Source organism: Pseudomonas entomophila (assembly GCF_029193575.1).
In the GTDB taxonomy this organism is placed as follows: Bacteria; Pseudomonadota; Gammaproteobacteria; order Pseudomonadales; family Pseudomonadaceae; genus Aquipseudomonas; species Aquipseudomonas entomophila_G.
The window spans coordinates 56412-79972 of the sequence record NZ_JARGCS010000033.1 but is presented as its reverse complement, the minus strand read 5'-3'; the positions used below and the strand labels follow the sequence as shown (position 1 = coordinate 79972).

The 23561-nt window shown below is 67.6% G+C and carries 22 protein-coding genes; 14 read left to right on the top strand and 8 right to left on the bottom strand.

The annotated features are described in order from the left end of the window. Positions 1-9: 9 nt before the first annotated feature. Positions 10-630 carry a LysE family translocator gene (locus tag P0Y43_RS15575; protein WP_275638159.1) on the bottom strand — a complete coding sequence of 207 codons (621 nt, stop codon included), beginning with the start codon at positions 628-630 and terminating at the stop codon, positions 10-12. A 172-nt stretch (positions 631-802) separates the two neighbouring features. Between P0Y43_RS15575 and P0Y43_RS15570 the strand changes: the two genes are divergently transcribed. From P0Y43_RS15570 to P0Y43_RS15525, 10 genes are all read left to right on the top strand, one after another. Continuing rightward, a complete protein-coding gene (locus P0Y43_RS15570) occupies positions 803-1285 on the top strand; it encodes a GNAT family N-acetyltransferase (protein ID WP_275638158.1) in 483 nt (160 codons plus the stop codon). A 104-nt stretch (positions 1286-1389) separates the two neighbouring features. Then, positions 1390-2280 carry a LysR family transcriptional regulator gene (locus P0Y43_RS15565; RefSeq protein WP_275638157.1) on the top strand — a complete coding sequence of 297 codons (891 nt, stop codon included), beginning with the start codon at positions 1390-1392 and terminating at the stop codon, positions 2278-2280. Positions 2281-2485: 205 nt separating this feature from the next. Beyond that, complete coding sequence (locus tag P0Y43_RS15560; protein ID WP_275638156.1) at positions 2486-3622, top strand: acyl-CoA dehydrogenase family protein; 1137 nt, start codon at positions 2486-2488, stop codon at positions 3620-3622. Further along, positions 3619-4563, top strand: coding sequence for a D-isomer specific 2-hydroxyacid dehydrogenase family protein (locus P0Y43_RS15555; protein WP_275638155.1), 945 nt, complete (start codon positions 3619-3621; stop codon positions 4561-4563). The genes P0Y43_RS15560 and P0Y43_RS15555 overlap by 4 nt, the downstream gene beginning before the upstream one ends. Positions 4564-4585: 22 nt before the next feature. Then, positions 4586-5380 (top strand): class II aldolase/adducin family protein, encoded by a 795-nt coding sequence (locus tag P0Y43_RS15550; RefSeq protein WP_275638154.1) that lies wholly within the window; start codon positions 4586-4588, stop codon positions 5378-5380. 140 nt (positions 5381-5520) lie between these two features. After that, the gene (locus P0Y43_RS15545) at positions 5521-7137 is read left to right on the top strand and encodes an ABC transporter substrate-binding protein (protein ID WP_275638153.1); all 1617 of its coding nucleotides are present in this window, start codon (positions 5521-5523) and stop codon (positions 7135-7137) included. Next, positions 7134-8084 (top strand): ABC transporter permease, encoded by a 951-nt coding sequence (locus P0Y43_RS15540; protein ID WP_275638152.1) that lies wholly within the window; start codon positions 7134-7136, stop codon positions 8082-8084. The genes P0Y43_RS15545 and P0Y43_RS15540 overlap by 4 nt, the downstream gene beginning before the upstream one ends. A gap of 3 nt (positions 8085-8087) precedes the next feature. Continuing rightward, positions 8088-8981, top strand: coding sequence for an ABC transporter permease (locus P0Y43_RS15535; RefSeq protein WP_275638151.1), 894 nt, complete (start codon positions 8088-8090; stop codon positions 8979-8981). Beyond that, entirely contained in the window at positions 8978-10591 is a 1614-nt protein-coding gene (locus P0Y43_RS15530; RefSeq protein WP_275638150.1) for a dipeptide ABC transporter ATP-binding protein, read from the top strand. The genes P0Y43_RS15535 and P0Y43_RS15530 overlap by 4 nt, the downstream gene beginning before the upstream one ends. A 225-nt stretch (positions 10592-10816) precedes the next feature. Beyond that, positions 10817-11911 carry an LLM class flavin-dependent oxidoreductase gene (locus P0Y43_RS15525; RefSeq protein WP_275638149.1) on the top strand — a complete coding sequence of 365 codons (1095 nt, stop codon included), beginning with the start codon at positions 10817-10819 and terminating at the stop codon, positions 11909-11911. Between the two features lie 44 nt (positions 11912-11955). Here the strand turns inward: P0Y43_RS15525 and P0Y43_RS15520 are convergent, their stop codons facing one another. Both P0Y43_RS15520 and P0Y43_RS15515 read right to left on the bottom strand, forming a co-directional pair. After that, on the bottom strand, positions 11956-13275 hold the full coding sequence (locus P0Y43_RS15520) for an LLM class flavin-dependent oxidoreductase (RefSeq protein ID WP_275638148.1): 1320 nt from the start codon (positions 13273-13275) through the stop codon (positions 11956-11958). Between the two features lie 108 nt (positions 13276-13383). Beyond that, complete coding sequence (locus P0Y43_RS15515; protein WP_275638147.1) at positions 13384-14337, bottom strand: ABC transporter substrate-binding protein; 954 nt, start codon at positions 14335-14337, stop codon at positions 13384-13386. A gap of 302 nt (positions 14338-14639) precedes the next feature. On the opposite strand from P0Y43_RS15515, the gene P0Y43_RS15510 reads away from it, so the two are divergent. Further along, positions 14640-15248 carry a cysteine dioxygenase gene (locus P0Y43_RS15510; protein ID WP_275638146.1) on the top strand — a complete coding sequence of 203 codons (609 nt, stop codon included), beginning with the start codon at positions 14640-14642 and terminating at the stop codon, positions 15246-15248. Continuing rightward, positions 15245-16834, top strand: a complete 1590-nt coding sequence (locus tag P0Y43_RS15505; protein ID WP_275638145.1) for a rhodanese-related sulfurtransferase — start codon at positions 15245-15247, stop codon at positions 16832-16834. The genes P0Y43_RS15510 and P0Y43_RS15505 overlap by 4 nt, the downstream gene beginning before the upstream one ends. 76 nt (positions 16835-16910) lie before the next feature. On the opposite strand, the gene P0Y43_RS15500 is transcribed toward P0Y43_RS15505, so the two are convergent. Beyond that, the gene (locus P0Y43_RS15500; protein WP_275638144.1) at positions 16911-17819 is read right to left on the bottom strand and encodes a LysR family transcriptional regulator; all 909 of its coding nucleotides are present in this window, start codon (positions 17817-17819) and stop codon (positions 16911-16913) included. Positions 17820-17831: 12 nt separating this feature from the next. Beyond that, positions 17832-18779, bottom strand: a complete 948-nt coding sequence (locus P0Y43_RS15495; protein WP_275638143.1) for a GlxA family transcriptional regulator — start codon at positions 18777-18779, stop codon at positions 17832-17834. Between the two features lie 103 nt (positions 18780-18882). Between P0Y43_RS15495 and P0Y43_RS15490 the strand changes: the two genes are divergently transcribed. Continuing rightward, positions 18883-19770, top strand: a complete 888-nt coding sequence (locus tag P0Y43_RS15490) for an SDR family NAD(P)-dependent oxidoreductase (RefSeq protein WP_275638142.1) — start codon at positions 18883-18885, stop codon at positions 19768-19770. On the opposite strand, the gene P0Y43_RS15485 is transcribed toward P0Y43_RS15490, so the two are convergent. Further along, entirely contained in the window at positions 19737-20309 is a 573-nt protein-coding gene (locus tag P0Y43_RS15485) for a flavin reductase family protein (protein ID WP_275638141.1), read from the bottom strand. The genes P0Y43_RS15490 and P0Y43_RS15485 overlap by 34 nt on opposite strands. 155 nt (positions 20310-20464) lie before the next feature. Here P0Y43_RS15485 and P0Y43_RS15480 point away from each other — a divergent pair, with 155 nt between their 5' ends. After that, the gene (locus tag P0Y43_RS15480; protein WP_275638140.1) at positions 20465-21898 is read left to right on the top strand and encodes a PLP-dependent aminotransferase family protein; all 1434 of its coding nucleotides are present in this window, start codon (positions 20465-20467) and stop codon (positions 21896-21898) included. On the opposite strand, the gene P0Y43_RS15475 is transcribed toward P0Y43_RS15480, so the two are convergent. Together P0Y43_RS15475 and P0Y43_RS15470 are read right to left on the bottom strand one after the other, a co-directional pair. Next, a complete protein-coding gene (locus P0Y43_RS15475) occupies positions 21891-23087 on the bottom strand; it encodes a cyanate transporter (RefSeq protein WP_275638139.1) in 1197 nt (398 codons plus the stop codon). The two genes, P0Y43_RS15480 and P0Y43_RS15475, sit on opposite strands and share 8 nt — an antisense overlap. Beyond that, positions 23084-23542 carry a nucleoside deaminase gene (locus tag P0Y43_RS15470; RefSeq protein ID WP_275638138.1) on the bottom strand — a complete coding sequence of 153 codons (459 nt, stop codon included), beginning with the start codon at positions 23540-23542 and terminating at the stop codon, positions 23084-23086. The genes P0Y43_RS15475 and P0Y43_RS15470 overlap by 4 nt, the downstream gene beginning before the upstream one ends. Positions 23543-23561: the final 19 nt, after the last annotated feature.

Here is a 23561-nt window from a genome sequence, read left to right as displayed (position 1 = left end):
TTTTCGTACTTATGAGAACGAGGATTCTACAAACAACAACGGGTATAGCGAAATCACCAGCAGCACGGCCATCAGGACATTGAACAGCATCAACCAGCGTGGGTTCTGCAACACCCGGCGCAAGGCACTGCCGAACATCACCCAGATGCCCACGCTGGGCAGGTTGACCAAGGCGAACAGCGCCGCGATGACGATCACGTTCATCACGTAGCCCTGCGCGGGGGTGTAGGTGGTGATCGCGCCAATGGCCATCACCCAGGCCTTGGGGTTGACCCACTGGAACGCCGCTGCGCCAAGGAAACTCAGGGGCTTGCGGGTGCCGGCGGTATCCGCGGACATCGGCCCGGACGTGGCGATCTTCCACGCCAGGTACAACAGGTACGCCGCGCCGACATAACGCAACACCGTGTACAGCGGCGGCCAGGCCTTGAACAGCTCACCCAGGCCGAAGCCCACCCCCAGCACCAGCACCATGAAGCCGATGCTGATCCCCAAGGCATGCGGGATAGAGCGACGCACGCCGAAGTTGACCCCGGAGGCCAGCAACATGGTGTTGTTCGGCCCGGGGGTGATGGAAGACACGAACGCGAAGAGCACAAAGGCAGTGAGTAGATCGTATGAGCCAAGCATGGCGAAATTTCCGGCAGGTTCTGGTTATCGTTTTTACACACTAACGGAGCCGCACGGCTTCGCGACCGATACAGTGACGTTAAATTATTCCCATACACCTGACTGTACCGGCGAAAATCGCGCGGCAAACCCCTAAGATGGTCACCCGCACGCTGACTTGGAAATCCGCCCCATGAGCCTGACCCTCCGCCCCGCTCAACGTAGCGACGCCGCGCAGATCCTTGCCTTCATCACCGAACTGGCCGACTACGAACGCGCCCGCCACGAAGTGGTGGCCAGCGTGGCCGACATCGAGCACAGCTTGTTCGACGAAGGCAGCACGGTGCACAGCCTGATCTGCGAGCGTGATGGCCAGGCCATCGGTTTCGCCGTGTATTTCTACAGCTACTCCACTTGGCTGGGGCGTAACGGCATCTACCTGGAAGACTTGTACATCACCCCCGAGCAGCGCGGTGGCGGCGCCGGCCGCCAGGTGCTGCAGCACATCGCGCGGGAAGCGGTGCGCAACGGTTGCGGGCGGCTGGAATGGAGCGTGCTGGACTGGAACGAACCGGCGATCGGTTTCTACCGCGCGCTGGGGGCCGAAGCCCAGGATGAGTGGGTGCGCTTCCGGCTGGATGGCGAGCGCCTGAAGCAGTTCGCAGCTGGCCAATGATCCGTCGCACTGGCGCAGGCGTGACAATCGCCCTGTGACAAGGGCCGCCATCAGGATTATTCTCCTCAGGCATGTCCCTCCGTCTCAATATGTGAGCGCCGAATATGAAAATCGATGACATGGACGCCTTCGTGGCGGTCATTCGTTGCCAATCGACCAACCTCGCCGCCGAGGCCCTGCAGCTTACCCAGCCGGCCATCACCCGGCGCGTGCAGAACTTCGAGGAAGACCTCGGCGCCACCCTGCTGGATCGCAACACCAAACCGCTCAAGCCCACGCCCATGGGCCTGCGGGTATACGAGCAGTGCAAGGCCATCCTGCGCGAGATCGATGCCCTGCGCGAACTGGTGGCCAACGATGGCGCCCCCTCCGGCACCCTGCGCCTGGGCGTGCCGCAGACCCTGGGCGACGTGGTGCTGCTCGACGCCCTGGCGCAGATTCGCGAGGCCTACCCCGAACTGCGCACCCAAGTCACCAGCGGCTGGGGCAGCAGCCTGATCGCGCGCATGGAGAACGGCGAGCTGGACGCCGCTGCGGCGCTGTTCCCACCGGGCAAGATCTTCCCCGAGGGCATCGCCAGCCACTCCATTGCGCGCATGCCGCTGCGCGTGGTGGCGGCCAAGGGCAGTGCCGGCAAGCGCAGCTATAAACTGCGCGACTGCTACACCCGTGGTTGGGTGCTGAACCCCGACGGCTGCGGCTTTCGTGCAGGCTTGCAGCGGGCGCTGAGCGAACAGGGGCTGTCGCTGTCGATCAACCTGGAGACCTTCGGCACCGAGTTGCAGTTGGGCCTGGTCGCCAATGGCCAGGGCCTGGGACTGGTGCCTGAGCCGCTGTTGCAGAACAGCCGGCACCGCGACCAGTTGGAGGTGTTGAACATCACCGACTTCAAGCCGCAGGTGGATTTGTGGCTGTTCCATCCGCGTTACCTGGGCAATTTGCAAGAGCCGGTGGAGTTGTTCGGGGAGATCGCCGGCAATCGACTACTGGGCTGACGAAAGCCCCCGCTCCTGTAGGAGCGGGCTCGCCTCACGATCCGTGGCGCAGCCTCGGCCAGCCGATAAATAAACAATCCGCATAACAACAAATAAAAATAATTCCTCAAACAAATAATTAGCATAGAACAAAAAAGACTTTTACAGCGCTCATTCAGACGAATACGGTCTTAGCCAACCTCCTGTATTCCATGGACGAATGCCGATGAGTCACCCCCTTTCCGAGCGTGCGCTGGCTGGGCTCACCCAGGCCCTGGCCGCCAACGCCGAGGGCTACGACCGTAGCGCTCAATTCCCCCAGCGCAACTTCGACCTGCTGCACCGCCACGGCCTGCTCGCCCTCACCGTGCCCCGCGCCCTGGGCGGCGGCGGCGCAGACCTGGCCAGCGCACGTCGAGTCATCGCCGCCGTCGGCAAGGGCTGCCCTTCCACCGCACTGATCCTGGCCATGCAATACCTGCAACATTCCCGCCTGCAGGAAGATGCCCGCTGGCCAGAACACCTGCGTCACCGCGTAGCCCGCGATGCCGTGGCGCACGGCGCATTGATCAACGCCCTGCGCGTCGAGCCCGAGCTGGGCACGCCAGCCCGTGGCGGCCTGCCCGCCACCCTCGCCCGCCGCAACGCCGACGGCTGGCGTCTGTCGGGACGCAAGCTGTACTCCACCGGCAGCCATGGCCTGAGCTGGTACCTGGTATGGGCACGCAGCGACGACACCGACCCGCTGGTGGGTGGCTTCCTGGTGCACAAGGACACCCCCGGTATCACCATTGTCGACGATTGGGACCATCTCGGCATGCGCGCCACCTGCAGCCACGAGGTACGTTTCGACGACGTGCGCATCCCCCTCGACCACGCTGTCAGCGTCAGCCCCGCCAGTGCGCCACGCGCCGAACTCGATGGCCAAGGCCTGCTATGGATGGCCGTGCTGCTGCCGGCGCTATACGACGGCGTGGCCCAGGCCGCGCGCGACTGGCTGGTACGGTTTCTCAAAACCCGCACACCCTCCAACCTCGGCGCGCCGCTGGCCAGCCTGCCGCGCTTCCAGGACGTGCAAGGGCGCATCGACACGTTGCTGTTCGCCAACCGTGGGCTGCTCGATGCCGCCGTCGGCGGCCAGGTCGAGCCGTGCCACGCCGGCCAGCTCAAGCACGTGGTCAGCGCTAACGCCATTCGTGCCGTGGAGCTGGCTATCGAAGCCGCTGGCAACCCAGGCCTGTCGCGGCGCAACCCGTTGGAGCGGCACTACCGCGACGTGCTGTGCAGCCGCATCCACACCCCGCAGGACGACACGGTGCTGACACAGGCAGGTCGCACAGCCTTTGCCGAGGTCGCCCCATGAGCCACTCGATCATCGCCAGCCAACTCGACGCCAAGGCCAATCAATTCCTGCGCGAACGCCTGCCCGACCATCAAGTGCTGGACATCCCCTACGGCCAGCTCACCCTGGAGGCGCCCGCCGACGTGTTCATCGTGCGCCCGATCAACGTGCGCGGGCAGCGCGTCGACACGCCGCCACCGGGCTGGCCTGGGTCGCTGCGCTGGGTGCAGTTGGTGTCGTCAGGCATCGACTTCTACCCCGACTGGGTCTTCCAAGGCCCGCCAGTGACCAGCGGCAAGGGCGCCAACGCCGAGCACGTGGCCGAATTCGCCCTGGCCTTGGTGTTCGCCGCTGCCAAGCAGTTGCCCGGGCTGTGGGTCAAGGACGCCGAGTGGCGACTGACCCCGCTGGCGCCGGTGCAGGGCCGCACCCTCGGCATCCTCGGCTTCGGCAACATCGGCCAGGCGCTGGCGCGCAAGGCCATCGCCCTGGGCATGCGGGTGATCGCGCTGAACCGCCCCGGCCAGCCGATTGCCGAGGTGCCAGGCGTGACCCGCGTTGAGGACCTGCACCCATTGTTCGCCGGCAGCGACCACCTGGTGCTTGCCGCCCCGCTGACCCCGGCCACCCGCCAGTTGATCGACCGCCAGGTGCTGGCCAGCGCCCGCCCCGGCCTGCACCTGATCAACATCGCCCGTGGCGGGCTGCTCGACCAGGATGCCTTGCTCGAGGCCCTGGACCGCGGCCTGGTCGGCCGCGCCAGCCTCGATGTGACCGAGCCCGAGCCGCTGCCAGCCGATCACCCGCTGTACCGCCACCCTCGCGTATTCCTGTCACCGCACACCTCGGCGATTTCCGAGGACGGCTACCCGCTGCTGCTCGAACGCATCCTCGACAACTTCACCCGCTACCGCGAAGGGCAGCCGCTGCGACACCTGGTCGACCCCCAGCGCGGCTACTGACCCCTACCCCATGGAGAACAACATGAGCTCATTGTCCGTCGTCCCCAACCACCCAGGCACCGTGCGCCAGCGGGTCAGCGCCGAGGAATGGGAAGTGCGCGTCAAACTCGCCGCCGCCTACCGCCTGGCCGCGCTGTTTCGCTGGACCGATCACATCTACACGCACTTCTCGGCGCGGGTGCCCGGCCCCGAGGAACATTTCCTGATCAACGCCTTCGGTTTGCTGTTCGACGAGATCAACGCCTCCAACCTGGTGAAGGTCGACGTCGACGGCACGATCATCGACGACCCGCTGGGCCTGGGCATCAACCAGGCCGGCTACGTGATCCACAGCGCCATCCACCGCGCCCGCCCGGACCTCCAGGCGGTGTTGCACACCCATACCCGCGATGGCGCGGCGGTGTCGGCCCAGCGGGCTGGCTTGCTGCCGATCTCCCAGCATGCGCTGGCCTATTACAGCCGGGTGGTCTACCACGACTACGAAGGCGTCGCCCTGGACCTGGACGAGCAGCAACGCCTGGTGGCCAACCTGGGTGACAGCAACATCCTGATCCTGCGCAACCATGGCCTGCTGACCGGTGGGATCAGCGTCGAGCATGCGTTTCGCGAGCTGCATGGGCTGGAGCGCGCCTGCAATATCCAGGTCGCTGCGCAAGCCGGGGGCAACGATCAGTTGCAGCATGCCTCGGCGGCGGCTATCGCCAAGGTGCACGAGCAGTCCAAGCGCTTTTCCGATGGGCGTGGCGAGGGCATTCAGCGGCACTGGGATGCGCTGATCCGCCAGTTGGACCGCGAGGGCCGGGATTACCAGGAATGAGCTGATCGCTGCGTCGTCTTTACCGGCCCTATCGCGGGGCGAGCCCACTCCTGGAAACACCCCTGCGCCCAAAGAGCAACGGGGTGGCTGTGGGAGCGGGCTCGCCCCGCGACAACCCCCAACAGACCCAGGAACCCACCATGACGCCCTACCGCCTACTGGCCGCCTGCGCCCTGTCCGCAGCCCTCGCCGCCTGCTCGCCCGCGCCTGAAACCAGCGCCGGCAAAACCCTGAACATCGCCTTCTGGGGCGACAACACTACCCTGGTCAGCGTCGACCCCTTCCAGGTCTACTGGCTCGAACACCGCGTGCTGCTGCGCAACGTCGCCGAATCCCTGACCGACCAGGACCCCGAGAGCGGTCGCATCATCCCGTGGCTTGCGAAAAGCTGGGAGGTCAGCGACGACGCCCTGGCCTACACCTTCCACCTGCGCCAGGACGTCACCTTCAGCAACGGCGAACGCTTCGACGCCCAGGCCGTGAAGACCGCCTTCGACAGCAACAAGGCCTTCGCCACGGCCCTACCCGCTACCTTCGGCGCCACCTACCTGGCCGGCTACGACCACGCCGATGTGCTCGACGACTTCACCGTGCGCCTGGTGCTGTCGCGCCCCAACGCAGGCTTCCTGCAAGCCACCTCCACCACCAACCTGGCGATCCTCGCCCCAGCCTCCTACGCGCTGGACGCCAAGCAGCGCTCGCTGGGCAAGATCATCGGCACCGGGCCGTTCACCCTCGACCACTACACCCCCGAAGTCGGCGCGCGACTGGTCAAACGCGCCGACTACGCCTGGGCCTCGGCCAACGTCAAGAACCAGGGCGCGGCCTACCTCGACGCCGTGGACATCAGCTACATCCCCGAGCAAAGCGTGCGCAACGGCCTGTTCCTGCAAGGCAAGGCCGACGTGCTGTGGCCGCGCAGCCCCTTCTCGGAAGTGGACCTGAAGCTGCTGCAATCGAAGGGTGCGACCATCCAGAGCCGTTCCCTGCCCGGCCCCGCGCTGAACCTCTACCCCAACACCCGCAACGACCGCCTGCTCGCCGACCGCCAGGTACGCCTGGCCTTGCAGAAGGCCATCGACCGCACCAGCTATGCGCACACCGTGTACAACGCGCAATTCCCAGTGGTGAGCGGGGTGTACGACGTCACCACGCCGTACTTCAAGGCCCAGGCCGACAAGCTCGCCTACGACCCGCAGGGTGCCGAGCGCCTGCTCGATGCCGCCGGCTGGCACAAAGGCGACGACGGCTACCGGCACAAGGACGGCAAGCGCCTGACCCTGCGCTACAACCTCACCCCGGCGGAGAGCGCGGGCGACGTGTTGGTCCAGGACCAACTGCGCAAGGTCGGCATCGACCTCAAGCTCAACGTACTGACCCGCGCCGAGTGGGTGGCCGGCAACGCCTCGGGCAACTACGACCTGACCTCCACCTACATGACCCGCGCCGACCCGATCATCCTGCAGACCATCCTCGACCCACGCACCGCCAACAGCGCCACGCTGGCCACCAACACCTACGAGCCCCACACCCTGGCCAAGGCCCAGGCGCTGTTCGACCGCGGCCTCACCGCCACCGCCGACGCCCAGCGCGCCGAGGCGTATGGCGCGCTGCAGGACCTGCTGGTCGACGAGGCCTCGGCCTTCCCGCTGTACGAACGGGTCTGGCAGGCCGCCACCTCGGCGCGGGTCAAGGACTTCCGCTGGACCGCCGAAGGCTTCGCCTTCCTCAGCGACATCCAGGTCGCCCAGCCATGAGCCGCTACCTGGTCGGCCGCATCGGTCAGGCGCTGCTGGTGCTGTGGGGCGCCTACACCCTCGCCTACCTGATCCTCTACCTGCTGCCAGGCGACACCCTGGCGATCATGCTCAGCGCCTCGGGGCTGGAGGCCGACGGCCTGTCACCCGAGGACCTGGCCAAGGCGCGGGCCTACTATGGGCTGGACCAGGGCCTGTTCGAGCAGTACTTCGGCCTGCTCTGGCAGGCCCTGCACGGCGACCTGGGCCAATCGCTGTCGCTCAACCGGCCGGTCACCGCGCTGCTCGCCGAGCGCCTGCCGCAAACCCTGGCGCTGGCGGGCCTGGCGATCGTGCTGTCGTTGCTCGGCGGCGTGGGCCTGGCCTACCTCACCGCCTACGTGCAGTGGCGCCCGCTCAAGGCTGCGCTGACCCGCCTGCCGTCGCTGGGCTTCTCGGTGCCGGTGTTCTGGATGGGGCTGCTGCTGATCCAGGTCTTCGCCTTCGCCCTGGGCTGGTTCCCGGCCACCGGCAGCCAGGGGTTCGACAGCCTGGTGCTGCCGGCGATCACCCTGGCGATCCCCAGCTCGGCCGTGTACGCGCAGGTCTTGCAGCGAGGCTTTCACGGGGTGTGGCAGGAGCCGTACATCGCCACGGCGTTCGCCAAGGGCCTGAGCCGTGGCCAGGTCCAGGCGCGCCACGGGCTGCGCAACGCCGCCTTGCCGATCCTCACCTTGGTCGGCCTGCAGGTGGGCAACACCGTGTCCGGTGCAGTGCTGGTGGAAACCATCTTTTCGCGCAACGGCGTCGGCCGTCTGGCCCAGGAGGCCGTGCTGCGCCAGGACATCCCGGTGGTGCTGGCGATCGTCGCGGTCTCGGCCGCAGCGTTCGTGCTGGTGAACCTGGTCGTCGACCTGCTCTACCCCTGCCTAGACCCGCGCATCACCCACTCACCCAAGGTGTCGTAAGCCATGACCACCGATACCCGCTACCTGCCCCTCGATCCCCCTTCCCGCCCGGCCTGGAGGCGCCGCAGCCGCTGGCAGCGCGCCGCCCAGGCGGTTGCCCCGCTGCTGCGCCGCCCGGGCTTCTGCCTGGCCCTGCTGGTGGTGCTGTTCGCCCTGCTGGCGGCCGTGGCGCCGCACTGGCTGAGCGGCTTCGACCCGTATGCCACCTCGCCGGCCGACAAGCTCATCGCGCCCAACGCCGTGCACTGGTTCGGCACCGACGAACTGGGCCGCGACCTTTACACCCGGGTGGTGCATGGCGCGCGCCTGTCGGTGCAAGCGGCGCTGCTGGCGGTGGCCATCGCCCTGGCCGCAGGCCTGGGCCTGGGCGTGCTGGCCGGTTTTGCCGGCGGGCGCCTGGACGCGCTACTGATGCGCCTGGTCGACGTGCTGCTGGCCCTGCCCGGCCTGCTGCTAGCACTGGCCATCGTCACCGCCATCGGCTTCGGCACGGTGCCGGTGGCCATCGCCGTGGGGGTCGGCATCATTCCCGGTTTCGCCCGTACCACCCGTGCCGAGGTGCTGCGGGTCAAGACCTTGCCCTACGTCGAAGCCGCGCGCTTGGCGGGGGCCAGCTGGACACGCACCCTGCTGCGCCATGTGCTGCCCAATGCCTGGGGGCCGGTGGCGGTGCTCGCCACCCTGGATTTCGGTGCGGCGATCCTGGCCACCGCGGGCTTGAGCTTCCTCGGTTTCGGCGCCGCGCCGCCCGCTGCGGAATGGGGCACGTTGATCGCCAACGGGCGGCATTTCCTGGTCACCGCACCCTGGGTGTCGCTGCTGCCAGGGCTGTTCGTGGTCGCCGTGGTGTTCAGCCTCAACCATCTCGCCCGCACGTTCGAGGAGATCCAGCGATGAGCACGCCAAGCCTGGTCGAGGTGCGCGACCTCAGCATCAGTTACCGCTTCGCCGGTCACGTCACCCAGGCGGTCAAGGGCCTGTCCTTTGACATCGAAGAGGGCGAGACCGTGGCCATCGTCGGTGAGTCCGGTTCGGGCAAGTCGACCCTGGCCAATGCCCTGCTCGGCCTGCTGCCAGGCAATGCCCGCGTCGACGCCGGCCAACTGCGAGTCAACGGCATCGACCTGGCCCACGCCAGCGAGCGTGAAAAACGCCATTTGCGCGGGCGCACCGTCGGGTTGGTACCGCAGGACCCGATGGTCAGCCTCAACCCGACCTTGCGGGTCGGCCAGCAGGTCGCCGAAGCACTGGTGCTGGCCCGTGGCCGACGCTACCCGGCGCTGGACGCCGATGTCGTGGCCCTGCTCGAACAGGTCGGCCTGGACCAACCGCGGCTGCGCGCCCGCCAGTACCCCCACGAGCTGTCCGGCGGCATGCGCCAGCGGGTACTGATCGCCATCGCCCTGGCCGGCGAGCCACGCCTGATCATCGCCGACGAACCCACCAGCGCGCTGGACGTGACGGTACAGCGCAAGATCCTCGACCACCTGCAACGGCTGGTGGCCGAACGCGGCATCTCGTTGCTGATCATCACCCACGACTTGGGCGTGGCCAGCGACCGCGCCGATCGCTTGCTGGTGATGAAACAGGGCGAGCTGGTGGAGCACGGCCCGCCCAGGCAGATTCTACAGGCGCCCGCACACCCCTACACCCGCGCCCTGCTCGCCGCCGCCCCGGCCTTCGCCGCGCGCAGGGCGCCCCGGGCGACACCGGCCAGCCCCCCACTGCTGCGCCTGGAGAACGTCGGCAAGCGTTTCAGCTTGCCGCGCGTCAAAGGCCAACCTGACCACTTCATCGCCCTCGACGGCTTGAACCTGGAAGTGCATGCCGGGCAAACCCTGGCCATCGTCGGCGAGTCCGGCTCGGGCAAGAGCACCGCCCTGCGCATCGCCCTGGGCCTGGAGGCGCCAAGCCAAGGCCGCGTGCGCTTTGCCGGCGAAGACATCACCGGGCGTGGCTGGCGGGCCTTGCGCCCGTTGCGTCGGCGCATGCAACTGGTGCAGCAGAACCCGTTCGCCGCCCTCGACCCACGCTTCACGGTGTTCGACAGCATCGTCGAGCCGCTGGTGGCGTTCGGTCTGCTCAAGGGTGAGGCGCTGGAACACGCCGCGCGCGAGCTGATCAGCCGCGTGCGCCTGCCGCTGGAGTATCTGGACCGCCTGCCCCGCGAGCTGTCCGGTGGCCAGCGCCAACGCGTGGCGATTGCCCGGGCATTGGCGTTGCAGCCGGAACTGCTGTTGCTCGACGAGCCCGTCAGTGCGCTGGATGTGTCGGTGCAGGCACAGGTGCTGGCCTTGTTGCAGGAGCTGCAGCGGGAATTGGGGATTGCCTACGTGCTGGTGTCCCATGACCTGGCAGTGGTGGCGAGCATGGCCGACCAGGTGCTGGTGCTGCGTCAGGGGCAGGTGGTCGAACAAGGGCCAGCGGCGCAGGTGTTCGAACGGCCGGCGAGTGAGTACACGCGCGAACTGATCGCGGCGATTCCCGGTAGAAAGGTAGTGGCCTGAAGGGCCCTATGGCGGGGCAAGCCCACCCCGACAGAGGCGAGAGGGCCAGGGTAAACAACTCAAAATGCATTTTTAAAATATTAAAAACAAATCAAATGCACATTTCACATAATTAGCTTAGAACCACAAAGCCTTTCACAGTCGCTCATCCGACCGCTAAGTTCTATCCAGGCCGACCCCAAACCTGGCGGAGGCGACCTATCCAGAGTCATTCAGGAGCACCCCATGAGCCTCGAATTCATCGGCCTTATCGGCCCCCAGGAAGGCAGCGAATCCCAGGCCCCGCGCGGCCCCGTGGTCGACCTCGACTTCATCAAGGCCTTTGCCCAGGCCCAGGAGTACGGCGGTTTCGACAAAGCCTTGCTGGCGGTCAACACCAGCGCGCCGGATTCACTGGTCCTGGCCACCTACGTCGCCGCGCTGACCGAGCGCATCGGCCTGCTGGTCGCCCACCGCCCCGGCTTCCAGGCCCCGACCTTCGCCGCCCGCCAGTTCGCCACCCTCGACCACCTGAGCCGTGGCCGCGCCTCGATCAACGTGATCACCGGCGGTGACAGCGGCGACCTGCAGCGCGACGGCGACTATCTCGACAAGGATGCCCGCTACGTCCGCACCGGCGAATACCTCGACGTGCTGCGCAAGACCTGGACCGAAACCCAGCCCTTCGACCACCAGGGCACGCATTACCGCGTCGAGGACAACCTCACCCTGGTCAAACCGTTGCAGAAGCCTTTGCCCATCTACTTCTCCGGCGCCTCGGACGCCGCCGTGGAGGTCGCCGCCCGGCATGCCGACGTGTACATGATGTGGGGCGAGCCGCTGGAGCAAGTGCGCGAGCGCATCGCCAAGGTGCGCAAGGCCGCCGCCCGGTATGGACGGGACAAGCACATCCGCTTCAGCCTGTCGCTGCGGCCGATCCTGGGGGCTACCGAGGAGCAAGCCTGGGCGCGTGCCGAACGCATTCTGGCCGATGCCCGCGAACGCATTGGCATCCGCCAGGGCAACCGCCGCGAGAAGAACTTCGGTACCAGCAACGCCGGCTCCGAGCGCCTGGTGCAACTGGCCAGCCAGCGCAAGGTGCACGACACCCGGTTGTGGACCGAGATCGCCGCTTTGGGCGGTGGCGCGGGGAATTCCACGTCGCTGGTGGGGACGGCGGACCAGGTTGCCGAGGCCGCCCTGGCGTACTACGACCTGGGCGTGAGCACCTTCCTGTTCCGCGGCTTCGATCAACTGCGCGACGCGGTGGAGTATGGGCAGGACCTGCTCCCGCGCATCCGTGCGCTGGTCGCCCAGCGTGAGCAGGCCCAGAGCGCCTGAGCGTGGCTGCCGGCCCCGCGACAGGGCCGGCACTCACACCGTCGTTACCCCAGGAACCGAGGAATCCGCAACCCCAGGCTCTCACGCAGCGTGGTCCCTTCATACGCGGTGCGATAAACCCCACGTTCCTGCAACAACGGCACCACTTCCTGGGTAAACCGGCGGAACTGCCCTGGGTGGCCAATGTAGATATTGAACCCATCCAGCGCCCGCGCCTCGAACCACTCGGCCATCTTCGCCGCCACCGTCTCGGCACTGCCGACGAACGCCCCCGGCCGCAACTGGCGGCCGAACTCCACGGCCTGGCGCAGGCTGAAGCCCTTTTCCCGCGCCTGGTCGGCGATGCGCTTGGCGTTGGTGAAGAAACTGCTGCGCGCAAACTCCAGGCTCTGCTGCGGGAACGGCGCGTCCAAATCGTACTGGCTGAAGTCATGCCAGCCGAAGTTGCGCCCGAACTCCTTGAGCGCCAGCTCGAAACTGTGGTCGGCCTGGTGGTAATGGCGCTCGATCTCGCGCGCATGCGCGTCGGTATCGCCCACGTAGATCTCCGCCCCCGGCAATACCAGCAGTTGCTCCGGGTCACGCCCCAGGCGTTCGGCGCGGCCCTTCACGTCACGGTAGAACGCCTGGCCCTGTTCGATGCTGGCGGCGTGGGTGAAGACCACGTCGGCGGTGGCCGCGCCCAGCTCACGCCCCTGCTCGGAATCGCCGGCCTGGAAGATCACTGGCTGGCCCTGGGGCGAGCGCTGGAGGTTCAGTGGGCCGACCACCGAGAAGTGCTCGCCCTTGTGGTGCAGCGCGTGCAGCTTGCTCGGGTCGAGGAACTGACCGGTGGCGCGGTCGCGCACGAAAGCATCGTCCTCGTAGGAGTGCCACAGGCCCTGCACCACCTTGACGTGTTCCTGGGCACGGGCGTAACGGGTGTCGTAGTCGTAGTGCTCGTCCAGGCCATAGTTGCCGGCGGTGCCGGCGTCGCCGCTGGTCACCACGTTCCAGCCGGCGCGACCCTTGCTGATCAAGTCCAGCGAGGCCAGGCGGCGGGCGACGTTGAACGGGGCGTTGTAGGAGGTGGTGAGGGTGCCGACCAGGCCGATGTGGCGTGTGCTCACGGCCAAGGCCGACAGCAGGGTCAAGGGCTCCAGGCGGTTGAGGTAGTGCGACGGCGAGCCGGGGGTGATGAACTGGCTGTCGACGATGAACATCAGGTCGAACAGCGCGGCCTCGGCCTGGCGAGCGATGTCGATGTACCAGTCGATATTGACGCTGGCATCGCTGGGCAGCTCCGGGTCCAGCCACAGGTTGTGCCGGCCGGGGCCGCCGCAGCCCATGGTCAGGGCGCCGAGCTTGATCTGTCGTTTACTCATGGGGGGAGTCCTGTGTGATTGTTTCGGGCCCTATCGCGGGGCAAGCCCGCGCCCACAGGGAGCGCGAAATCCCCTGTGGGCGCGGGCTTGCCTCGCGCTGAGGCCGACTCAGTTCTGACTGACCGCCGGCGCCTGCAACGCCGCCGAGAACGAGGTATCGAACAGGCTGCTGGCCGGGTACGCCTTGATCAGCCCAAGCCCGGCGAAGAAGTCCACGGTCTTCTGCGCATCCACCACCACCTGCGGGTTCAGCGCCGCCAGGTCGGTGCGCGCCTGGGCGAACCAGGTACGGGCGATTTCGCGGTCGGCGCGGCTGCTCTTGGCCCAGGCATCGGCGTAGGCCTCGGTGTTGGCCGGGTCGCTCAGGGTCCAGTCGCGGGCTTTCTTCAGCCGTTGGAGGAAGTCGGCGATCTGCGCACGCTTGTCGTCCACCGACTTGGCGTTGGCGACCACGAAGCTCTGCGCCGGGATCAGCCCCTGGGCAGTGGCCAGCACCCGCGCGCCATTGCGCTTCTGCTGGGTGACATAGGGCTCCCAGGTGGCGATCACGTCCACCGAGCCGCCGTCCAGCGCGTGGGAGGCGTCCAGCGCGCTGAGGTAGCGCAGCTCCAGGGCATCGCGCGGCACGCCGGCCTTGTCCAGGGCGCTGAACAACAGTTGCTGGCTCCAAGAACCCTTCCAGATCGCCGCGCGCTTGCCCTTGAGGTCGGCCAGGCTATGAATGTCGGAATCCTTGCGCGCCAGGATGGCGATGCCGTCGAGGTTCTGCCGCGACACGGCGATCACCTTGATCGGCGCGCCCAGGGCGCCGAGGAACAGCGGCGGCGCATCACCCAGCAGGCCGAGGTCGAGGCTGCCGACGTTGAGCGCCTCGGCCACCGGAGAGCCGGCGGTGAACTGCTTCCATTCCAGGGTGTACGGCAAGTCGTCGAGCACGCCGGCTGCTTCCATTACAGCGCGGGCATTGTAGCTCTGGTCGCCGACCACCAGGGTCTGCGCGGCGGCGGCCAGGCTCAGGGAGGTGGCCAGCACACCGGCGGCCAGTTGCTTGAGGTAACGCACGTTCGTCTCCAGATGCCGTAGCGGCATGTCGGGGCGATCCGCGCGTGCGGTCTCGGAAAGGCTCGGATGAGTTTTATAGCGTTTGCATCTAACGCGACGCTTGCTTATACGCTAATGATTTGTCTTGACGCTGTGAAATTCGTTTTAGGCATAACGTCATGCCTTCGACGGCGGCTATTGGAGAATAAATCGCTTAGCGTGTAAATGCAGTTTTTGCATATTAGCTTATGAACATTTTGAATTTTGAGAATATTCAAGGCATTGCTAGGGTGTGCTCGTGACCGTCAGCCCGAGCCCGAACCATGAGCCAGACCCCGCGCCTTGAGCGCTTGCGCCACTTCATCGGCGAACTTTCCGACCTGCTGCAGCGCGGGCCCGAGGAAGCCGCCCTGCTCGACCACGGCCAGAACCTGCTGCGCAGCCTGGTCGCCCATGACGACTGGCTGCCCGAGGCGCTGGCCCAACCCGACCCCGAGCGCTACCAGCAATACCTGCTGCACTGCGACTCACGCCAGCGCTTCTCGGTGGTCAGCTTCGTCTGGGGCCCAGGGCAGCGCACACCGATCCACGACCATCGGGTCTGGGGCCTGATCGGCATGTTGCGCGGCGCCGAGTACTCCCAAGGCTACGCGCGCAACGAACAGGGCGCCCTGCTGCCGGCCGGCGCGCCGGTGCGCCTGGACCCTGGCCAGGTGGAAGCGGTGTCGCCACGCATCGGTGACATCCACCAGGTCAGCAATGCCTTCGACGACCGCGTGTCGATCAGCATCCACGTGTACGGCGCCAACATCGGCGCGGTGCGCCGCGCGGTGTACCTGGCCGACGGCAGCGAAAAACCCTTCATCTCCGGTTACTCCAATACCCGCCTGCCCAACATCTGGGACCTGTCCAAAGAGAACGCCGCCCCATGAGCACCTTCACCACCCGCAGTTACCAAGACCTGCGCCGCGCCCTGCTGGCCGGCGAGGAAGTCGCCCTGCTCGACGTCCGCGAGGAAGACCCTTTCGCCCAGGCCCATCCGCTGTTCGCCGCCAACATCCCCCTGTCGAAACTGGAACTGGAGGTCTACGCCCGGGTGCCACGGCGTGACACCGCGATTACCGTCTACGACGACGGCGAGGGCCTCGCCAGCGTGGCCGCCGAACGCTTGCTCGCGCTCGGCTACAGCGACGTGGCCGTGCTCGCTGGCGGCCTCGGCGGCTGGCGTGACGCGGGCGGTGAACTGTTCCGCGACGTCAACGTGCCGAGCAAGGCGTTCGGCGAGCTGGTCGAGAGCGTGCGCCACACCCCGTCGCTGAGCGCCGAAGCGGTGCAGGGCCTGCTTGAGGACAAGGCCGATGTGGTGGTGCTCGACGCCCGGCGCTTCGACGAATACCAGACCATGAGCATTCCCGGTGGCATCAGCGTGCCGGGCGCCGAGCTGGTGCTGCGGGTCGCCGAGCTGGCGCCGAACCCGGCCACCCAGGTGATCGTCAACTGTGCCGGGCGCACGCGCAGCATCATCGGCACCCAGTCGCTGGTCAACGCGGGCATCCCCAACCCGGTGGCAGCGCTGCGCAATGGCACCATCGGCTGGACCCTCGCGGGCCAGTCGCTGGCCCACGGCCAATCGCAACGCTTCACCGAGGTCACCCAGAGCACCCGCGACCACGCGGCCCAGCGAGCCCGATCCGTGGCCGACCGCGCCGGGGTGCTGCGCCTGGACCGCGAAGGCCTGGCCGCCTGGCAGGCCGAGGCGGCTCGCACCACTTACCTGTTCGACGTGCGCACCCCGGAGGAATACGCCGCCGGCCATCTGCCGGGCAGCCGCTCCACCCCTGGCGGCCAGCTGGTGCAGGAAACCGACCACAACGCCAGCGTGCGCGGCGCACGCCTGGTGCTGGTAGACGACGACGGCGTGCGCGCCAACATGAGCGCGTCGTGGCTGGCGCAGATGGGCTGGCAGGTGGCGGTGCTCGACGGGCTGTCGGCGGCGGACTTCAGCGAGACCGGCGACTGGCAGGCGCCGTTGCCGGCCTTGCCTTCGGTCAGCGAAATCAGCGCCGAACAGCTCGACACCTGGCTGGCTGAAGGCGGCACCGTGGTGCTGGACTTCACCGCCAGCGCCAACTACGTCAAACGCCACATCCCCGGCGCCCACTGGGCGATCCGTGCCCAACTGCCCCAGGCACTGGAGCGTCTGCCGGTGGCCGAGCGCTACGTGGCGACCTGCGGCAGCAGCCTGTTGGCGCGCTTCGCTGCCCTCGACCTGCAGGCCCTGACGCGTACCCCGGTGTACCTGCTCACGGGCGGCACCGCCCGCTGGGTAGCCGCCGGCAAGCCGGTGGAAAGCGGCGAGACGCACCTGGCGGTGCCACGCAGCGACCGCTACCGCAGGCCGTATGAAGGCACCGACAACCCGCGTGAGGCCATGCAGGGGTATCTGGATTGGGAGTTCGGGTTGATCGCGCAGCTGGAGCGCGACGCTACCCATGGCTTCGTCGTGCTGGAGGATTGAGGCGACCCCATCGCTCCTACGAGGGTGAGAGATTCCTTGTGGGAGCGGGCTTGCCCCGCGATGAGGCCGATCACCGCTACCCCAGATACGCCTCCAGGCGCGCCAGCAGAAAACCCTGCAACAAGCGGATCGCCGGCGTCAGCGAATGCCGATGGGGACACACCATCTGCAACGGCGCCGGTTGCCCCAGGTAACCCGGCAGAAGCTCCACCAAGCGTCCGGCGCGGATATCCTCCAACACATCCAAGCGCGACTTGTACACCACCCCCAGCCCCGCCACCGCCCAGCGCCGGACGATATCGGCGTCGTCGCAGCAACGGTCGCCCTCGACCTGCACTGTGCTCACCCCCGACGCCCCCTGGAAACTCCAGCGGTCATGGGTCTGTTCGCCCATCACGTAGCGCAGGCAGTTGTGCCCGGCCAACTGCGCGAGGGTCTGGGGTACGCCATGTCGGGCGAGGTAGGCCGGCGCGGCACACAGGGTGCGGCGATTGGACGGTGCCAGGGGCAGCGACACCAGGCTCGAGTCGGCCAGCAGCCCATAGCGGATGCTGGCGTCGAGGTGCTCGCTGAACAGGTCGGCCACCTGGTCGCTGATGCGCAGTTGCAGCTGCACCTGCGGGTACGCCGCCTGGAAAGCATCCAGCCACGGCAACAGCACATTGCGCCCCAGGTCCGACGGCAGCGACAGGCGCAGCGGCCCGGCCGGCCCATCCCGTGCCTGCTCCAGCGCCATTTCGCCTTCGCCCAGCGCCGCCAGGGCCTGGCGCGCGTGCGGCAGGTAGCGTTCGCCGTCGTCCGACAGGCGTAGACGCCGGGTCGAGCGCACCAGCAGACGAATGCCCAATGCCCGCTCCAAGCGCTGCAACGCCGCGCTGGCCAGCGCTGGGGAGATGTCCAGTTGGCGCGCGGCGGCGGACAACCCACCAGCCTCGACGGTGCTGACGAACACTTGCAGGTCGTCCATGCGGACCCGTTTCTTCATCGCCACGCCCCCTCAGCCCACCCGCCGCGCGTCCCGGCGCACCGCTTGCGGCGGTATGCCAAAGCCCCGCAGGAAGGCCTCGCGCAGGTGACGGCGGTCACGAAAACCGGTCTGCCGGGCGACCACGTCGAGGCTGTGCAGGCTCTGCTCGATCATCAACCGCGCCGCTTCCAGGCGCAGGCCCTCGATGGCGCGTGCCGGCGACTGCCCGGTCTCGGCGCTGAACACTCGGCTGAACTGACGCGGGCTCAGGTGCGCGACCTCGGCCAGTTCCTCGACGCTCAGGGGCCGTTGCAGGTGCTGGCGGGCATAGTCGAGCACTTCCTGCATGCGCTCGGTGCGCGGCGCCAGGTCGAGCAACTGCGAGTGCTGCGACTGCCCGCCGGAGCGGCGCTGGTGCATGACCAGGCGATGCGCCACGGCGCGCGCGAGCTCAGGGCCGAGGTCCTGCTCGAGCATGCCCAGGGCCATGTCGATGCACGCGGTCATCCCGGCCGAGGTCCAGATCGGGCCATCGGCGATGAAGATGCGGTCCTCGTCGACCTGGATGCCGGGGTAGTGCTGGCGCAAGGCTTGGGCGTAGGCCCAGTGGGTGGTGGCGCGGCGCCCGTCGAGCAGCCCAGCGGCGGCCAGGGTGAAGGCACCGGTGCAGATCGCGGCGGTGCGCCGGGCATGGCGGCCAAGCACGCGCACTTGCTCGACCGTTGCCGGGATGGCCGGTGTATCCAGCGGCGACAAGGTGCCAGCCACCAGCCAGGTGTCGGCATGGCCCGGCGTGCCGACGGCCAGCGTCTGCACCTGCATGCCCAGCGACGACGTCAGGGTGCCGCCGGCCACGCTGTAGTTGCCCAAGGCATAGAAGGGTTTGCCGAGCAGCACGTTGGCGAACTCGAACACCGATTGCGAGGCCAGGGCCATGACCTGGAAACCCTCGCACAGCAGATAACCGACCCGATGCATGAACGTCTCTCGGTAAATGTCTCGAAAACGTACTATATGCGTCATTTGAGCCATAGGCAAAACCGCGCATCATCGCAGCATTCCAACCCACGGAGCTGCAACCATGTCGCAACCTGGCACTGCCCTCATCACTGGCGCCTCGACCGGTATCGGCGCGGTCTACGCCGAACAACTGGCCCGTCGCGGGCACGACCTGATCCTCGTCGCACGCAGTCAAGCGCGCCTGAACAGCCTGGCCACACGCCTGGCCGAGCAGACCGGTCGGCGCATCGAGGTGCTGCCTGCGGACCTCGCCGCCCGCACTGACCTTGCGCGTGTCGAGCAACGCCTGCGCGAGGATCCGAGCATCACCCTGCTGGTGAACAATGCCGGCATCGGCACCCATACACCGCTGCTGGACAGCGATGTCGAGCAGATGCAGCAGATGATCACCCTGAACATCACCGCCCTCACCCGCCTGACCTACGCCGCGGTGCCAGGCTTCGTCGCCCGAGGCCACGGCGCGGTGATCAACATTTCCTCGATCGTGAGCTTGCAGCCGGAGTTGCTCAATGGCGTGTATGGCGCCAGCAAGGCCTTCGTCACCGCCTTCAGCCAGTCGCTGCAGCATGAGCTGGGTGACAAGGGTGTGCGCATCCAGGCTGTGCTGCCGGGCGCCACGGCCACTGATTTCTGGGCCACGGGCGGGTTGCCGATCGAACATCTCGACCCGGGCATCGTCATGAGCGCGCAGGACCTGGTGAGGGCGGCGTTGCAGGATTTCGACGCCGGGCGGCGGGTGTCGATTCCGCCGCTGCATGAGCTGGAGCGTTATGAAGCGCTGGAGGCGAGCCGCCAGGCGTTGGCCGGGCACCTGTCGAACCAGCGGTTGGCGCCGCGCTACAATACCGGCGTTGCTTCTGGGACGTCCCTATCGCGGGGCAAGCCCGCGATAGGGCCACCACAACCGCCGCCTGCCTACTCCACCACCACCGCCTCGCCAATCGCGTAGAAATGCCCGCCCGCCACGTAGTGCAAGCTGCGCAGCTGCGGGTCGGCATGCTCGAACCCCCAATGCCCGTCGCGGAACACCCGATCATCCGCCCAGGCCGCGACCACCTCGCCGATGAACAGGTCGTAGGCCTGCTGGTTGTGCGGCTCGTCGATCACCCGGCACATCAACCAGGCGGAACACCCCTCCACCAAAGGCGCCGGGTAACCCTCGACCCGCGCCAGGGTCACCCCGATCGCCGCCAGCTTGCCCGGCTCCTCGAGCAGGCTGCGGTGGCCGACCTGGTGGGTCAGGCGCGCCTGGGCGGCGGTGGGGATCTGCAGCACGAACCAGCCGCTGCCCTCCACCAGTGGGCGGGTGCCGGTGGCCTTGTCGAGCACCACCGTGACCTTGGGCGGGTCAAAGTCCAGCGCACAGGCCCAGGCGGCGGCCATCACGTTGTCGACCCCGGCGTGGCTGGCCGAGACCAGCACGGTCGGGCCGTGGTTGAGCAGGCGGTAGGCTTTCTTCAGCTCGACGGGCTGGACATGGCTGTTCATCAGGACTCCTCGGTCATGGCAGGTGGTGCGGCGATTTTGCCGCAGCCCCTGGCGCATCGGCCAGTGAAGTCGTGGCCATGCCAGGCGAATGCGTTGCACTTGCGACAGCCAGCGCGAAACCGGAAGCTAGGTCATCCCCCGATTCGGACCGCCCCATGGAACTCCACATTCGTTTGCAGGGCCGTAAAGGTTTGGTTGACCAGCTTTACCAGCAACTTCGCGCCGGGATCGACAGCGGCCACCTGGCCGCCGGCACCCAACTGCCACCGACCCGGCTACTGGCCGAGCAGTTGGGCGTGTCGCGCAAGACCGTGGCCGAAGCCTATTCGCGCCTGACCTACGACAACCTGCTCAGCGGCGTGGTTGGGCGCGGCACCTTCATCACCCCGCGCAAGCCCGTGCAAGCAGACACACCGTCCTCCCTGCCCTTGGCCGGCGCTGCCTCGCTAGAACGCTGGAGCCAACGCACCACCGTGCTTGGGCACCCCGCGCTGCCCGGGCCTTCGCGCTACGACTTCGTCGGTGGCGCCTCGAACAAGCTGCAATTTCCCTTCGACCAATGGCGCAGCTGCCTGCAATACGCGCTGCGTCGCTGCCAGCGTGAAGCGAGCCTCAAGTACCCACCCCAGGGCCTGCCCGAACTGCGCGAGGCCATCGCCCACCATATCGCCTTCACCCGCGGCGTGCACTGCGAGGAAAGCGAGGTCATGGTGTGCAACGGCGCGCAACAGGCCTTGGACCTGATCGCCCGGGTGCTGATCGAGCCAGGCAGTCGGGTGGCCATGGAAGATCCCGGCTACCCGCCCGTACGCCAGCTGTTCCTGGCCCTGGGTGCGCAGTTGCAGGACGTGCCAGTGGACGACGAAGGCCTCTGCGTGGAGCAGATCGCCGAGGGCACCCGGTTGATCTACGTCACCCCCTCGCACCAGTTTCCCTTGGGCATGCCCATGAGCGAGCGGCGCCGCCATGCCCTGCTGGCCCGCGCCGCCGAACTGGGCGCAGTGGTCATCGAGGACGACTACGACTGCGAGTTCCGCTACCAGGGCCCCGCTGCCGATGCGCTGCGCCGCCTCGACCCGCATGGCCTGGTGGCCTACGTGGGGACGTTCTCCAAGACCTTGCTGCCGGAGCTGCGCCTGGGCTACGCCGTGCTGCCACCGGCCCTGCTGCGCGCGGCCCGGGTAGCCAAGCAACTGACCGACTGGCACACCCCGCCGTTGTCGCAATGGGCGTTGCAGCGGTTCATCACCGAGGGCTATCTGCTCAAGCACATCCGCCGCAACCACGAGGTCTACAGCGCCCGCCGCGAGCGCATCCTGGCCCGCCTGCAAGGCGACCTGGCGGCATGGTTGGAGGCCGTGCCGACTGCGGCCGGCTACCACCTGAGCGCCTTGGCCCGGCCGGGGGTCGATGTGCAGCGCTTGATCGAGCAAGCGGCCAAGCTCGACGTCGGCCTCTACTCACTGGCGCCGTTCTTCAGCCACGCGCCCGTGCGCCAGGGCCTGCTGCTGGGTTTCGGCGCCATCGAGCTGCTGGACATCGACCCGGCGCTGGACCGGGTCGAGGAGACCCTGCGGCGCCTCAACTGACCGACGTGACGCCCGCCTGGTGGCGCGGGCGGGCCATGGCAGCGGTGTAACCCTTGGGGGCGAAACGCACGGTCACCAGCAGCATGGCCAGCACGCTGAAGGCCAGCAGCGTCCAGGAGGCCTGGAAATCGCCGCTGGCCTCTCGCAGCCAGCCCGTCACGTAGGGCACGGTGCCGGTGATGATGAAGCCGATGCCTTGCACGAACGCGGCCAGGCTGCCGGCCTCGGCGGGCGTCGCGAGGTGTTCCAGGGTCAGCGTCAGGCTCAGGCTGAAGCAGGCGCCCAGACCCAGGCCGATCATCGCCACCCAGAGGCCCATCGCCTGGGTCGGCGCCAGCAGCAGGCCGAGGAAGCCCAGCAACTGGATCGCCAGGGCCAGCCATAGCCCTGGGCGCCGGTCGAGCAGGCGCCGCAGCAACAGCGGCAGGCCTAGCGCGCCACAGACCTGGAACACCGTCATCAACCCGACCAGCTCACCGCCGCCCTGGGCCGTGCCGCCCTGTTCCAGATGGTAGGCCGGCAGCCAAGCGACCATGCTGGTGTAGCCACCGTTGATCAACCCGAAGTACAGCGCCAGCAGCCACGCCCGGCGATTGCCAAACCAGTGCCCACCAGCGCCTGCGGCCAGGCTTGGCGCACCCTGGCGCGGGCGCAGCAGTGCCCAGGCCAGCACTGCGACCAATGCCGGCAGCGCCCACACCCCAAGCCCCGCCTGCCAGCGCCCGGCCCATTCGCTGACGTGCGGGCCGAGCACCGCGGCCAGTCCACCACCGCTCATCAGCGCCGCCGAGTACAGGCCCATGGTCGCTGCCAGGCGCGTGGGAAACCAACGATTGACCAGCCCCGGCATCATGCCCTGCACCACCGCCACGCCCAGCCCTGCGAGCACCGCACTGGCGATCAGCGCCCAGGCGCTGCCCAGTTGCAGGCGCCACAGGCACGCCAGGGCGATGGCCGCCAGCCCCGCGAGCATGCCGCCGTGCTCGCTCAGCCAGCGCCGCAGCCAGGGTTGCAACAGCGGCACCAGGCCCATGCACAGCACCGGCAGCGCCGTCAGCAACGCCGCCTGCTGGTAGCCCAGGCCAGTGCCCTGGCGCATGGGTTCGAGCAGCGGGCCTATGCTGGTAAGGATTGGCCGCAGGTTCAGTGCCAGCAGCACCACCAACAGCAGGTTCAGCGCGTTCCTCATGCCGGGTTCGCCTGGCGCCATTGCCGGTACAGGTCGGCCTCGCCCTCAGGCTTGAGCGGGCGCAGCGCCAGGCTCTGCTGCTGCGGTGGCCGGGCCATTTGCGCATAGATGTCAGCCGTCGACAGGCCATACGGCTCGCCCTCGTCATTGCCGTAGGCGAACCAGGCGCGCTGGATGCCGCACAAGTGCATGGCCGCCAGGCACATCGGGCAGGGATGGCCGCTGGCGTAGATCTCCGCGCCGTCCAGACGCGGGCGGCCAAGCGCCTGGGCGGCCTGGCGGATGGCCTGCAGTTCAGCGTGGGTGGTCGGGTCCTGGGTGCTGTGGATCTCGTTGACCGCGCGGGCGATGACCTGGCCCTGGTAGACCAGCACAGCGCCAAAGGGGCGGCCACCGGCCTGGATATTGGCGCGCGCCAGGTCCAGGGCTTCGCGCATGAAACGGGGGTCGGACATGAATCGGTCTCCTCAAGGC